Below are 13,648 nucleotides of genomic sequence, written 5' to 3' on the forward strand. Positions count from 1 at the left end.
CCCACAATTCTTGATCGCTATATTCTTCCGCAGTTGTAGCCGCCATTATTTCAGGTCTAGGAGCCCCTGTTCCTTGAGCTTGGGCTGAAAGCGGAGGTCAATTTTGAGGCCCCGCCCGATTAGGTATTCTTTGATGGTTGCTTCCCGCTGGCGAGCATAGTTTTTCAGGTGTTTGACCATTTCTAATTCGGTGCTTTGTTGAAGGGCTTCCCGTTCTGCTGGGGGCAAATCTTCTTTAATGTCGATGGGTTGCGTCCAGAGGGATTCTGCCTCGCCGTTGCCAGTGGGCACGGTGCCATTTTCTGCCAGCCAAGCAGCCCGCATTTCTTCTAGGAGAGTCCGGCTGGGGCGATCGCACTGGAAAATTTTCACCCAATGGCATTGTTCCGGACAACGAATAAGGTGCTGCTGCAAGCTTTTGGACACATCACGGGAATAACCGACATAGCAGAGGGTCTGACTCCCATCGAAGATCCCATAGAGGCCAATCTTGCCCCCCAGGGTCGGGGCGATCGCCCCGTCAGCATCGATATAGGGCAAAAAGTCTAACTCAGTGAGTTTGGGCAAAGACATAGACAATTGGGAACAATGGAAAGGGGCATTACTATTGATCCTAGGTAAGGCCGTCCCCCGGCGAGGGGCGATCGTAAACATCCTTAATGGTTTTCTCTTCAACCTATGGCACAACCGCAGCATAATTTTTACCTCAGCCTCGAACGACGTTGGGTCGCTCCCGCCTATGGGGGTGGCATTTTATTTGTCATTGCCCTCTGTTTTTTTGGGGCCGCCACAAATACGATGGCGGGCTGGCTATATGTCCTCAGCGGTACGATCCTCGCCATTTTATGTTTAGGGGCAATCCTGCCAGTGCGAGCCTTGAGGCAACTTGAAATTCGGCGATCGCCCACGGCCCCGGTTAGCGTTGGGGAAGTTTTAAGCCTCCATCTAACCCTGACCAATGACAGTAAAAACGCCAAAACCCTCATTGCTGTCACAGATCAAATTTCGTCTGGCTTGGGGGCACCCCGGCGGACAGTCCTAGAAACCCTCGCACCCCAGGAAAGTTTAGATTGGGTCTACGAGCTTGACGCCCAAAAACGTGGTGTATTTCAGTGGGAGGGAGTCGAGTTGCGCACCGCAAACCCCTTGGGCTTGTTTTGGTGTCGGCGGCGGCGTTCAGTACCGGGCCGCGTTGTGGTTTATCCGCAAATTTTCCCCCTGAGTAGTTGCCCGATCATTGACCACATCGGCAGCGAAGATAGCACCAAATTTCAGAGTGAAAATCTCTATCAAAACGCCACCGAAGGGATGACGAAGGCAATTCGGAACTACCGGATGGGCGACCCAATGCGGTTGATCCACTGGCGCAGCAGTGCCCGTTTTGGGGAATTCAAGGTACGAGAACTAGAAATCACCACGGGCGGCGAAGAACTGATTATTTGTTTGGATCATCATTTTACTTGGGAGGCCGATAGCTTTGAACAGGCGGCCAGTGCAGCGGCGTCTCTCTATTTTTATGCCCGGCGATCGCAATTGAATGTGAAATTTTGGACAGCCCAGAGTGGTCTGCTCAACAGCCGCGCGACGATCCTCGAAGCCCTCGCCCGGATTAATCCTGAGCCATTGGGAGAAAATACGTCTCTATCCCGCCCGGAAGGTTCATTATTGTGGTTAACCCAAAACCCCCAAACGCTCCTGGAGTTAAACCCCGGCAACCGCTGGCTCTTTTTCCAAGGAGCGCCTGAACAGACGGTGAATGGGGGCCATTGTCCAGGTCTCATCATTAATCCCATCGATCCCCTACCCCAACAGTTGCAACGGCAAAGCGATCGCCTTTTGTCCTAGGGTAATCCCAAGCAAACCAGGGCAGCGTGAGCAATTCTCCACAATTGCCGCGAAAAATCCCGGAGGCCCCCTGTATAATGGCTTGCAACCCATCTAGCGTTGACGAAAACCATGGCAAATTGGCACAAAATTTCTGGCAGTGTGACGGCTCCCAAGGGCTTCCGGGCCGCAGGGATCACCGCCGGACTCAAACCTTCGGGGGCACCAGACCTGGCGCTGATTGTTTCTGACACCGAAGCGATTACCGCCGGGGTGTTTACCCAGTCAGAAGTGCGCGCCGCCTGTGTCGATTATTGCCGTCAACGCCTCCAGGAAAAACCCAGCAGTCGGGCGATTTTGTGTAACTCCGGGCAAGCCAATGCCGCCACGGGTGAAGCCGGTTGGCAAGATGCGATCCAGTCGGCCCAGTGGTTAGGCAAAGCCCTCAATGTCCCCCCAGGAAGTATTTTGCTGGCCTCCACAGGGGTGATCGGTCAACGGATCAAGATGGCTGCCCTAGAAACGGGAATCCCCCAGGTGGTATTTGCCCTTTCCCCAGAGGGAGGCGATGCAGCAGCCCAGGCGATTATGACCACGGATCTTGTGCCAAAGGCGATCGCCCTAGAAACAGAAATTGAAGGGCGGCCTGTGCGGATCGGCGGCATTTGTAAAGGCTCCGGGATGATCCACCCCGACATGGCAACAATGCTGGGCTTTATCACCTGTGATGCGGCGGTTTCGACACCACTGTGGCAAGGGATGTTGAGCCGGGCCGTGGCCAAAAGTTTTAATCAAATCACCGTCGATGGCGACACCAGCACCAACGATTGCGTTATTGCCCTGGCCAATGGTCAGTCCCGCACCACGGCGATCACCGATCCCCAGTCCAAAAGTGCCCAACAACTAGAAGCCATGCTCACGGAAGTATGCCAGTATCTCGCCAAGTGCATCGCCAGAGATGGGGAAGGGGCCACCTGTTTAATGGAAATTCAAGTGTCTGGCACCGTAGATGATCAAGCGGCCCGGAAAATTGCTCGCACCATTGCCGGATCATCCTTGGTGAAATCAGCGATTTTTGGGCGAGATCCCAACTGGGGCCGCATTGCCGCCGCCGCTGGTCGGGCCGGGGTGACCTTTAACCAGGAAGATCTGCAAATTTCCCTGGGGGATTTTCAGCTCATGGACCAGGGGCAACCTCTTTCTTTTGATCGGGCAGCAGCCAGTCAATACCTCGTGGATCGTGCTGCCGGGGCCTATCTCACAGACGATACGGTGTTGATTGCTGTTTGCGTGGGCAATGGTTCTGGTAAAGGTACGGCCTGGGGCTGTGACCTCAGCTATGACTATGTGCGCATTAACGCCGAATATACGACCTAATCGATCTGGGGTTGCCAGGGCATGAGGGCATAGACCTGCTTGGGATCATTAAGCGATCGCCACAGTTTGATGCTGGCCTGGAGCCGGAGCCATTCTTGGGAAAGGGGATCGCTCGCTTCGATCTGAGCCCCAAATAGATTACTAAAAATTTCTTCTTCCCAGGTTTGGGGTCGGGGATATTCCTTAACGGTAAAATCTTCCCCTAATTCTGCGGTATCCACGGCATAGGCGATCGCCGCCGATAGCCCCCCCAATTCATCCACGAGCCGAATCACCTGGGCATCTTCCCCAGACCAGACCCGTCCCTGGGCAATTTGGCGCACCTCAGCTTCCGTAAGACCCCGCGCCGCACTGACCCGGTCTAAAAATTTGCCGTAAATATCATTGACAAAATTTTGAAAAATCGCCATTTCCGCTTCGGTTTTCGGGCGAGACGCCGTGCCTAAATTCGCCAGTTCCCCCGTTTGGACGCTATCCCAGGTGAGGCCATTATTATTACCAATGGTTTGGATATTGGGCAAAATGCCAAACACCCCAATCGAACCGGTAATGGTATTGGGCTGGGCAAAAATGCGATCGCTTTCGGTGGCAATCCAATAGCCCCCAGAAGCCGCCAGATCCCCCATGGAGACAATCACGGGCTTGTCCGCTTCACGGATCAGTTTTAGTTCCCGCAGGATAATTTCTGAGGCGATCGCACTCCCCCCAGGACTATTAATCCGCAGCACAACGGCTTTGACCTCAGGATCCTGACGCAACTCCCGCAGTTGTCGCGAGAGGGAATCCCCGCCAATGGTGTCCGGCGTCCCTTCCCCACCGACGATATTACCCTCGGCATAGACCACCGCCACGGTATTTTCTGAGGTGACTCCGATCTGGGCTAAATCCTGTTCCAGGCTGTAATCAGCTAGATCTATCTGGGGTAAATCTTCATCCAGTTCTGTGCCCGTAAAGGTTTTGAGTTCCGCCAGAATTTCATCAAAATAAGCCAGACGCGTCACCAATTGCTCCTGTTGGGCCACCTCTGGCAAAAGAATCCCCTGGGTGTCGGCCAGGCTCTGGGGCAGGGTTGTGGCAAAGGGGCGATCGCCAGCCACCGTATCTTTAAAATCTGTCCAGAGATCACTGAGCAGGGCCTCGGTTTGTTGGCGATTTTCTGGACTGAATTCTTCTTGGGTAAAGGGTTCTACCGCACTTTTATAATCACCAACCCGCACCACCTGCACCCCAATCCCATATTGATCCAAGGCTCCCTTAAAGAAAAGCTGCTCACTACCTAAACCGTTCATTTCCACAACCCCCAGAGGATTGAGCCAAATTTCATCAGCCAAGGAACTCAGGTAATATTCCCGCTCCGTCATTTCCACATCGTAGGCGTAGATTTTCTTCCCTGCGGCTTTAAAGTCCTGGAGAGCTTGGCGCACTTCCCGCAGTGTGGCATAACCATTCAAGCTATTTTGGCGACCATCGAGGAATAGACCCGTAATTTTGTCATCCTCGGCGGCGGCGCGGATACTTTCAGTGACATCCCGCAAACTAAGGGTTTCGGGAAAATCCCCGGCAATGACATTCCCAATGGAACTAGAGGGATCTCGGTCTTGGATGATCGTGCCCATATTGAAGATCAAAATACTGTTTTCCTTGGGCCTGCCGCCGCCTTCTTGGGCAGAGAAGAGGGCAATCAGGGCAATAAACGCCGATAAAGAGAGGGTCGATAAAAGGCTGAGGGCAATCAGGGTACCGAGGCAACTGCTAAAAACCTGTTTAAAAAAATCTTTCATGGTTGAGGCATTCGGGAGAGAGGTCTTAGTTTTTACCTTAGAACTTGTGCAGGCAATTCGCCCGTTGCAGTTGCTGAAAATTAGCATTGCCCGTACAAAACAATACTGTCCGCAATTCCAGTAGCAGCAGTTCGACCCACTCGGCCAAAGCCTCTGGGGATTCACTCGCCGCCTTGAGAAAGGGTTGGGCATAGCCCACGAGGTCAGCTCCCAGGGCGATCGCCTTGGCCCCATCTAAACCGTTCCGCAGGCCCCCAGAAGCAATGAGGGGAATTTCAGGATCGTAATGGGCGATCGCCGCGAGACAGTCCGCCGTGGGAATCCCCCAATCACCAAAAGTTTGCCCTAGATTGCGCAAGAGTTGGTTTGGCGATCGCGCCGCTTCTACCTTGGCCCAGGAAGTGCCGCCCGCCCCAGCCACATCAATCACCTGCACCCCCACGTCCCGGAGGCGTTGCACCATTTTGACGGAGATCCCATTGCCTACTTCTTTGGCGATCACAGGTACGGGCAGTTGGTGACAGACCTGTTCAATTTTGTCCAATAGCCCCTTAAAATTCGTGTCCCCCTGGGGTTGGATACATTCCTGGAGGGGGTTGAGATGGAGAATTAGCGCATCAGCTTCGAGCAAATCAACAATTCTGCGGCATTCCTCTACGCCATACCCATAATTGAGCTGCACTGCCCCGATATTTGCAAACAGGAGAGCATCTGGGGCTTTTTGACGAACTGCAAAAGTAGCCGCCACCTCTGGTTTTTCGAGGGCGACCCGTTGGGAACCGACTCCCATGGCGAGGCGATGGGTTTGGGCAACTTCTGCCAAGCGAAAGTTAATCTGTTGGGCCTGGGCTGTGCCGCCGGTCATCGAAGAAATCAGAATCGGTGCACCGAGGCTTTTCCCTAAAAAGGAGGTACTCAAGTCAATGTCGGCGCAGTCCAATTCAGGCAGACAGCAGTGCTCAAAACGGTACCGTTCAAAACCGGCGCGATTGTGGCGAAATTGGACATCTTCTTCGAGACAGATGCGGATATGGTCGGCTTTGCGAACTTGGGTGCTGTCAGTCATGGGTTAGGCAAGGTTTAAGCTCCCAAAATTGTACAGAATCCCCTCTGGGTTCTCGGCATTCGTCAATGGATTGCAATATTTCAAGCCTCCAGGGCGGTTGTGTCCGGCTCATTTATATCCAAAAACAAAGGTAAAATCAGCCTAAACTTTCGCGTATTTCTTCGCCAGAGACCAACGATTATTCCTGATGAATGCCAATTTTCTGACTGCGGTGCTACTTCCCCTGGCTCTTTTCGTGATTATGCTGGGCATGGGTCTGGGCTTGACCCCTACGGATTTTAAACGGGTCTTGGTTGAACCTAGGGGGGTGATTGTCGGGGCGATCGCCCAATTGTTACTGCTGCCCTTGGTGGGCTTTGGCCTCGCAAATTTGTTTCCCCTCACCCCGGAATTGGCTGTGGGGGTAATGGTACTAGCGGCCTGTCCTGGGGGATCAACGTCTAATCTAATTACCTATCTCGTGCGGGGGAATGTGGCCCTTTCGATTACCCTCACGGCGGTCAGCAGCTTGATCACAGTTTTTACCATTCCCCTGGTGATTAATGGGGCAATGCAATATTTTCTGGGGGCCAGCGCCACCCTCCAATTGCCATTCCTCAAAACGGTGATCCAAATTGCGGTGATTACCCTGATTCCCATTGGGATTGGCATGACGCTCCATCGTTACGCCCCGAAATTTGCGGCCACGGTCGAGGGCTATGTGAAATGGTTATCGCTCTTTTTCTTGGGTTTGGTCATTGCGGGTTTGCTGTTGGCAGAGCGGGCCAATGTGGTGAGTTTCTTCCTCCAGGTGGGCTGGGTAATGTTGGCGCTCAATGTGATTATGATGTTTCTGGGTTATGCGATCGCCCTCGGCACGAAGCTGGATGGCCCCAGTGCGAAGTCCATTAGTGTAGAAGTGGGGATTCAAAACGGCACCTTGGCGATCGCCATTGCCAGTACACCGACCCTTTTAAATGCGCCAACAATGGCGATCCCGGCCGCGATTTATTCTTTGCTAATGTTTATTACCAGTGCGGCCTTTGGTTGGTTTATTCATTCCCAAACCCGGTCGCCAAGGCCAACGGAGAAGGATTCTCGTCCCTAAAAAATATTTTGTTACAAGAACATAGAGCCAAGGCAACCAATCAATACAATGGTTCAAGTCTGCTTGGCTCCTTCGTCATGGGGCTGACTAACGAATTGTGAGGTGTAACAACAATGGGTGTAATTGACTGGGCGATTGTGGCGATCTATGGCTTGATTGTCATTGCCATCGGCGTCATCGCCAGCCGCAAACAAACCAACACGGACGAGTATTTTCGGGGCGCCCGGCAAATCCCCTGGTGGGCGATCGCCTTTTCGATCATCGCCACCTCCTTTTCTGCTGCCTCACTCTTGGGGGGGCCAGGGGAAGGCTATACCAATGGCTTTCTATACCTCCAACTCCAACTGGGCGATCTCCTTGGTTATGGCCTCGTGATCGCCCTGCTCCTCCCCTTTTTTGTACGGCTGAACCTCACTACCGCCTACGAGTACCTCGAAAAACGCTTCGATGCCAAAACCCGTTCCCTCGGCTCCCTCTGCTTCTTGCTGTTTGTCATTGCCCGGCTAGGGGGATTGCTCTATGCTGCTTCCCTCGTGGTTGCCACGGTGACAGGGATGCCCACAGGCATCGCCATTCTCTTGGTGGGACTCGTCTCAATTGCCTACACCGTCGCTGGGGGCATTACCGCCGTCGTTTGGACAGATGTGTTGCAGTTTGCAATGATTTTTGTCGGGATTGGTGCAGGGATCTGGACTGCCGTGAATGGGGTTCCTGGCGGCTTTGGGGAGCTATGGCAAGTGGCAGCGGCCAATGATAAGCTTGCAGTTTTTAATTTTTCCTGGGATCCAGGCTCCATCCGGTCTTTACCGACAGCTCTCTTTGCCTACGGGATTCTTGCCTTTGCCGTAGCTGGCACCAATCAGCAATCTGTACAGCGTTATGTTTCCTGCGCCGACGAAACTTCAGCCCGCAAAGCGATTTTACTCGGTTGGTTTTCCGGTCTTGTGGGAGTAGCGGCGACGCTTTTACTAGGGGTGCTGCTATTTGGGTTTTACAGCATTAATGGGGGTTTACCCGCCGAAGTGCCCGCCGACGGTATTTTGTCCCACTTCATTATCAATCAAGTACCCCCAGGGGCTTCTGGCTTTTTGGTAGCGGCCATTTTTGCAGCAGCGATGTCTTCCATTGACTCGGCCCTCCATTCCCTCGCGACTTGCATTACTGTCGATTTCTATGACCGCTACCGTCAACCTAAAGCCAGCGAAAAACAATCTCTACGCATTGCACAGATCCTGATCGTGATTTGGGGCCTAGTGGGCATTGGGGCGGCATTTTATGTGGCCTCAACGGGGAAAGATTTACTGGAATTTCTGGTGAGCTATACCACCATGTTCCTGGGGCCATTGCTCGGTATTTTCTTGATGGGGGTTTTGTGTCCTCGGGTCAACGGTACGGGCGCTTTTTATGGGACGGTGGCCGCAGTCATTTTGGTGATTATTGGCTCGAATGCGGGGTGGCTGACCTTCCCTGGTATTTGGCGATCGGCGATCACGGCTCCCCTGGGGATTTTGCTGGGCTATGGGATCTCCCTGCTGGGTCAAATTCCGCCCCGGCGATCGCTACAGGGGCTCACCCTCTGGAGCCAAACCCAAGGGACTAAACCCCTAGGAAGACCGGGCCTAGAGGAAGATGTTTCTCGCTATGAGGATTATTAGGCATTTGTATCGATAGGCCGAGAGTAGGTTCAAATGGCACGTTGCAACACGGATCCGCCCAAAAGTTTAACGACAGGTGCCAGGGGAATCCGATATAATTTTTTGGCAAGTTCAATCCATCTCAAGATCGTAAAACCATGGCACTTCTGACCACCGGCAAAAGCTTCATTCGCACCGTAGAAAAGTCTGGCGCAGTTGCAGTCTATGCTCCCCTTGAGGGTGGTTTTGAAGGCCGCTATGTGCGCCGTTTACGTTGCTCTGGTTATTCAGTGGTCAATTTGACGGCGCGGGGTTTGGGAGATGTGGCGGCCTATTTAACGCAATACCACGGGATTCGCCCCCCCCACCTGGGTAAAAAAGATATTGCTGGCAGTGGCGCGGCGGTGGGTCTCCGGTATTATGTGCCGGGAATTGCGAGCTACCAATTGGAAAATCTCCCCCAAAAGAGCAAAGGGATTATTCTCTGGATCATTGAAGGGTTTGTGCTTTCTCGCCAGGAACAGGAATACCTTGTGAGCCTGGCTCAGGAAAATCCTCAGATTAAAGTGGTTGTGGAAATGGGTGGCGATCGCCAATTTTCCTTTAAGCCCCTGGCTGACCTCTTGGTTTAGTTATAAAGCTGGGCGTAATTTTAAGTAACCGTACAAAGCAGTTACGCCCACCACGATGCCGACGACCATTAAGCTGCCGTTAAGCCCCCACAGCCACGTTGCGCCATTGGCGATCGCCGCCAGCCCGATAAACAGCAACCGAAACGCAAAGCTATTCAGGGAAATCAGGGTCGCCCGTAGGTTCGAGGGAATTCGTTCATTGAGATAGCTCAAGACCAACGGTGTGTTGCAGCCCCGCACAAGATAAATAACGACAATTAATAGAATCCCCCAGAGGTTTTCAATCAGGCCCATCGCAATGTAGGCGATCGCCATACATCCCGGCAACAGCGCAAATAAGCGTCGATAGGAAAACCAACGGACGAGGGTGTGAATACGCCAAGAAATAAGGGCCATTGCCCCGTGAAACAATAGCCAAGCCCAGCCCAGTTGGGTCACATCCAGACCCCGTTCTACGAGATATTCTTGGGAAACCCACACCACCAAAAAAGAACCACAACTCAAGGACGCCGAAAAGAGCAGGAGCCACCGGAGCGATGGCCTTTCCTGAAAAATTGCCCGAATCTGCGGCAACAAAGTACGCCAGCCCGGTGTTTTCTCAGAGTGCTGTTGGGGCGGTTCCCGGAGTGTCAATGCCAAGGCTAGATAAGCGCCAATGCAGAGGGTTTGTAAATAAAATGGATAGCGTAGATCCCACTGGGCGACCCAAGCACCACCGAGACCACAGATCGCTTCTGTGATGCCCATGATTGCTACCCCTTTTCCTTCCCAGGCGGCATATTTTTCGGTGCGACCGAGGGAAAGCAAACTATCGTAGGCGATCGCACTATCGGCCCCAGAGATTAAACTGCCACCAAGCCCTGCTAAAATTTCGGCCCAGGCAAACCAACTAAAACTGACCTGGGTACAATAAATCAGCCAACCCACCAACCACAAACTCGCCCCCAGTACCAAACTATTTTTGCGGCCAAATTGATCGGCAAAATAACCCGAAGGAATTTCCCCCACAAAGATCGCCGCCGACAAAATAGCCTTGAGGGCGATCGCCTGGGCAATGGACAATCCCTGGGATTCGTAAAACAGCACAATTACCGGAATGGGAAACCAGGCAGATTCAAGGCCCTTAAGCAGCCAGAGGGTTGTTAAATTTTTAGCGGTTAGTTCTGCTGGTATTAAATACGCCATGTTTTGTCAAATACACCACTGGTTTTACCGGGTGTTGCGAAACGCTGATTTTCATTGCTCGCCTGAATCGCCCAGCCCTTGTATCCACTGGCGATTAAGAAACAATAAGCAACGACTGTCAAGCATAAATCGTCACTACAATGACAAATATTTCAAGGTGCTGCAAAAGACCTCAAAAAATTCAAATCTTACCCTAAGCAAACGTTTTTCGATCGGTTGAGACCGCCCCAAAAAAGGCAGTTTATTTGAGGTTGCTTTAAGATTCGCCCTTCTTTATTGTCGATTTTTTAACTGATTGATCATGGTTCGTTTCACAAATTCTTTTTTACAACCGATGCTACGGGCCGTTGCTCCCCTCACGGTGCTGACCCTCGCTGGCTGTTCTTTTTCCGTCGAAGGCTTATCCTTTGGTTTCGGGAACAGAACCCTCGATGCTGAAAAACTCGAAACAGAAATCTCCCAGGGACTTACCACCCAAACGGGATTGGCGACGACAGCAGTGACTTGCCCTGAAGATCAAGCCATCGAAGCGGGAAATGTGTTTAGCTGTGAGGCCGCTTTGGAAGGAGGCCAAACCCTCGCCATTCAAGTCACCCAAAATGATGACGAGGGCAATGTTAACTGGAGTGCCGATGAGGGCCTCGCAAATCTTCGGGGATTAATCTCCAGTGAAACTTTAGAAACACAAATCGCCCAGGGCATTGCTGAACAGTTAAACATCGAGGCAACCATCGATTGTGGTGCTCCCTATCGGATCTTGCTCACCGGTGAAAGTTTTAACTGCACGGCCACAGATAATTCTGGTAATTCGGCTTCTGTGGCAGTAACCGCTGAGGATGATGCGGGCAATGTGGTGTGGCGACTGCAATAAATTAGGCTTCGGGATTCCCAGAGTGCCCCAAAAGGCGATCGCCACCTTGTAAAATATCCACTTAACCATTGAGTTTTTTAACAGCAAGCACCTCAAAGCATTATGGACGCAACAACGCGGGTAGAACTGGGAGAAAATAGCTACGATATTGCGATCGCCAAAGGAAGCCTCCAACAAATCGGGACTTTTCTCCGTCCCCTCGACTTGGGTCAGAAGGTCTTAATCATCTCCAACCCGGAAATTTACGGTCACTATGGCGAAACGGTGGTGAATTCTCTCCAGGCCGCTGGCTTTAGCGTTGATACCCACCTAATCCCTGCTGGAGAACAGTCTAAAAATCTGGCCTCCATCGAAAAAATTTACGACACAGCCTTTAAAAATCGCCTTGAACGCTCCTCGACGCTGCTCGCCCTTGGGGGTGGTGTGATTGGTGATATGACTGGGTTTGCGGCGGCCACCTGGCTCCGGGGCATTAACTTTGTGCAGGTGCCCACGACTCTGCTTGCAATGGTCGATGCGTCCGTCGGCGGTAAAACAGGGGTGAATCATCCCCAAGGCAAGAATTTAATCGGGGCATTCTACCAGCCGAAATTTGTCCTCATCGACCCGATGGTACTTAAGACTTTGCCGGTGCGAGAATTCCGGGCGGGCATGGCGGAAGTGATTAAATACGGTGTGATTTGGGACGCCGATCTCTTTACGAAACTCGAAGCCGCTGAGCAGATTGATAGCTACGAAACCATTGACCCCGATTTGCTGGATCTGATTCTGGAGCGTTCTTGCCGGGCGAAGGCGGAAGTCGTCAGCCAAGATGAGCGGGAATCGGGCTTGCGGGCGATCTTGAACTACGGCCACACCCTCGGTCATGCCGTCGAAAGTTTGACCCACTACGAAACCTTTGTCCACGGGGAAGGGGTTGCCATTGGGATGGCTCTGGCAGGGGCGATCGCCACCCGGATGAACCTCTGGACGACGGCTGAGACCCAACGCCAAGATGCCTTGATTAAAAAAGCAGGTCTTCCCACCGAATGCCCCAATCATTTAGCAATTGAAGCGATTCTGGAGACCCTCCAGAGCGATAAAAAGGTGAAGTCGGGGAAAGTCCGGTTTGTCCTCCCGACCAAAATTGGGGAGGTCTTAATCACCGATCAAGTCAGCGCCGACCTGATCACCGACGTTTTAGCACCCGCCCTCTGCTAGAAATTTAGGGGGATGTCTGCTCTGCCACCCATTCGATCACCTGTTTACCGATGGAGACCCCATCGAGGCGATCGGCTTCCCGGACACCTGTGGGACTGGTGACATTCACCTCCGTCACATAGCCACCAATAATATCGAGGCCGACAAAATATAACCCATCGGCCCTGAGTTGGGGGGCTAAGGTTGCGGCAATTTCTCGGTCGCGCTCCGTAATATCCACCTGGGCGATGCGACCACCAACGGCCATATTCCCCCGGAAATCGTCCCCCGTCGGAATCCGGTTTACGGCCCCAATCGGGTCTCCATCTAGGACGATCAGACGCTTATCGCCTGCCTGGGCAGCGGGCAAAAATTCCTGCACCATCACCGGCTCTTTACCCTGTTTGGTGCTGATTTCCACGAGGGAATTGAAATTGCGATCGCCTTTTTCGATTAACAAAATCCCTTCCCCTGCTTTCCCACCGAGGGGCTTTAAAACAGCTTTTCCTTTGGCTTCGATAAATTGTCGTGCCACTGCCTTTTCTGTAGTGATAATGCTGGCGGGAATTACCGTGGGAAACCGGAGGGCATAGAGTTTTTCGTTGGCGGCGCGGATCCCCTGGGGATTATTCAACACCAGGGTTTTGGTGGGGATGAGCAAATCCAAAATGTAGGTGGCATAGAGATAGGCCGAAGTCACAGGCGGATCGGTGCGCATAAAGACCGCATTCATCTCCGTGAGGGGCAACAATTTCCGTTCTCCGAGGCGAAACCAATGTTCCTCAGCAACCCAGAGACCATTTTCCAAACGCACTGGCTCTAATTGCACTGCCTGCAGCGTTGCCCAGGCCTGGTGGTCAACCACACTCAACTGCTCCATGGTCGTAATCCAAACCTCATGGCCGAGGAGTTGGGCTGCTTCCATAAAAGCCACCGTCGTATCATGGCAGGGGTCAAGGTTGGCAATGGGATCGAGGATAAAAGCCAGTTTCACAGGGGGTTGCTTCCTAAA

The 13,648-nt window shown here is 52.6% G+C and carries 12 protein-coding genes; 7 read left to right on the forward strand and 5 right to left on the reverse strand.

Going from position 1 to position 13,648, the window contains the following annotated elements:
* Positions 1-45: 45 nt before the first annotated feature.
* Positions 46-573, reverse strand: a complete 528-nt coding sequence (locus AWQ22_RS05790) for a GIY-YIG nuclease family protein (protein ID WP_065710459.1) — start codon at positions 571-573, stop codon at positions 46-48.
* Positions 574-678: 105 nt separating this feature from the next.
* Between AWQ22_RS05790 and AWQ22_RS05795 the strand changes: the two genes are divergently transcribed.
* Positions 679-1,845: a DUF58 domain-containing protein gene (locus AWQ22_RS05795; protein ID WP_065710460.1), complete on the forward strand. Its 1,167-nt coding sequence runs from the start codon at positions 679-681 to the stop codon at positions 1,843-1,845.
* Between the two features lie 111 nt (positions 1,846-1,956).
* Complete coding sequence (gene argJ / locus AWQ22_RS05800; RefSeq protein ID WP_065710461.1) at positions 1,957-3,201, forward strand: bifunctional ornithine acetyltransferase/N-acetylglutamate synthase; 1,245 nt, start codon at positions 1,957-1,959, stop codon at positions 3,199-3,201.
* On the opposite strand, the gene sppA is transcribed toward argJ, so the two are convergent.
* A complete protein-coding gene (gene sppA, locus AWQ22_RS05805) occupies positions 3,198-4,982 on the reverse strand; it encodes a signal peptide peptidase SppA (protein WP_065710462.1) in 1,785 nt (594 codons plus the stop codon). The two genes, argJ and sppA, sit on opposite strands and share 4 nt — an antisense overlap.
* A gap of 37 nt (positions 4,983-5,019) precedes the next feature.
* Positions 5,020-6,048 (reverse strand): type 2 isopentenyl-diphosphate Delta-isomerase, encoded by a 1,029-nt coding sequence (gene fni, locus AWQ22_RS05810; protein ID WP_065710463.1) that lies wholly within the window; start codon positions 6,046-6,048, stop codon positions 5,020-5,022.
* A 187-nt stretch (positions 6,049-6,235) separates the two neighbouring features.
* On the opposite strand from fni, the gene AWQ22_RS05815 reads away from it, so the two are divergent.
* The 3 genes from AWQ22_RS05815 (at position 6,236) to AWQ22_RS05825 (ending at position 9,401) form a co-directional block, all read left to right on the forward strand.
* Positions 6,236-7,135 (forward strand): bile acid:sodium symporter family protein, encoded by a 900-nt coding sequence (locus AWQ22_RS05815; protein WP_065710464.1) that lies wholly within the window; start codon positions 6,236-6,238, stop codon positions 7,133-7,135.
* A gap of 113 nt (positions 7,136-7,248) precedes the next feature.
* Positions 7,249-8,790 (forward strand): sodium:solute symporter, encoded by a 1,542-nt coding sequence (locus tag AWQ22_RS05820; protein ID WP_065710465.1) that lies wholly within the window; start codon positions 7,249-7,251, stop codon positions 8,788-8,790.
* A 137-nt stretch (positions 8,791-8,927) separates the two neighbouring features.
* Positions 8,928-9,401 carry an NAD(P)H-quinone oxidoreductase subunit N gene (locus tag AWQ22_RS05825; RefSeq protein WP_065710466.1) on the forward strand — a complete coding sequence of 158 codons (474 nt, stop codon included), beginning with the start codon at positions 8,928-8,930 and terminating at the stop codon, positions 9,399-9,401.
* Here the strand turns inward: AWQ22_RS05825 and AWQ22_RS05830 are convergent, their stop codons facing one another.
* Entirely contained in the window at positions 9,402-10,586 is a 1,185-nt protein-coding gene (locus AWQ22_RS05830) for an MFS transporter (protein ID WP_065710467.1), read from the reverse strand.
* Between the two features lie 301 nt (positions 10,587-10,887).
* Here AWQ22_RS05830 and AWQ22_RS05835 point away from each other — a divergent pair, with 301 nt between their 5' ends.
* Entirely contained in the window at positions 10,888-11,457 is a 570-nt protein-coding gene (locus AWQ22_RS05835; protein WP_065710468.1) for a DUF4333 domain-containing protein, read from the forward strand.
* Positions 11,458-11,559: 102 nt separating this feature from the next.
* Positions 11,560-12,657 carry a 3-dehydroquinate synthase gene (gene aroB, locus AWQ22_RS05840; RefSeq protein ID WP_065710469.1) on the forward strand — a complete coding sequence of 366 codons (1,098 nt, stop codon included), beginning with the start codon at positions 11,560-11,562 and terminating at the stop codon, positions 12,655-12,657.
* Between the two features lie 4 nt (positions 12,658-12,661).
* On the opposite strand, the gene gshB is transcribed toward aroB, so the two are convergent.
* Positions 12,662-13,630 (reverse strand): glutathione synthase, encoded by a 969-nt coding sequence (gene gshB / locus AWQ22_RS05845; RefSeq protein WP_065711650.1) that lies wholly within the window; start codon positions 13,628-13,630, stop codon positions 12,662-12,664.
* Positions 13,631-13,648: the final 18 nt, after the last annotated feature.

The organism is Picosynechococcus sp. PCC 7117 (genome assembly GCF_001693275.1).
Classification (GTDB): domain Bacteria; phylum Cyanobacteriota; class Cyanobacteriia; order Cyanobacteriales; family MRBY01; genus MRBY01.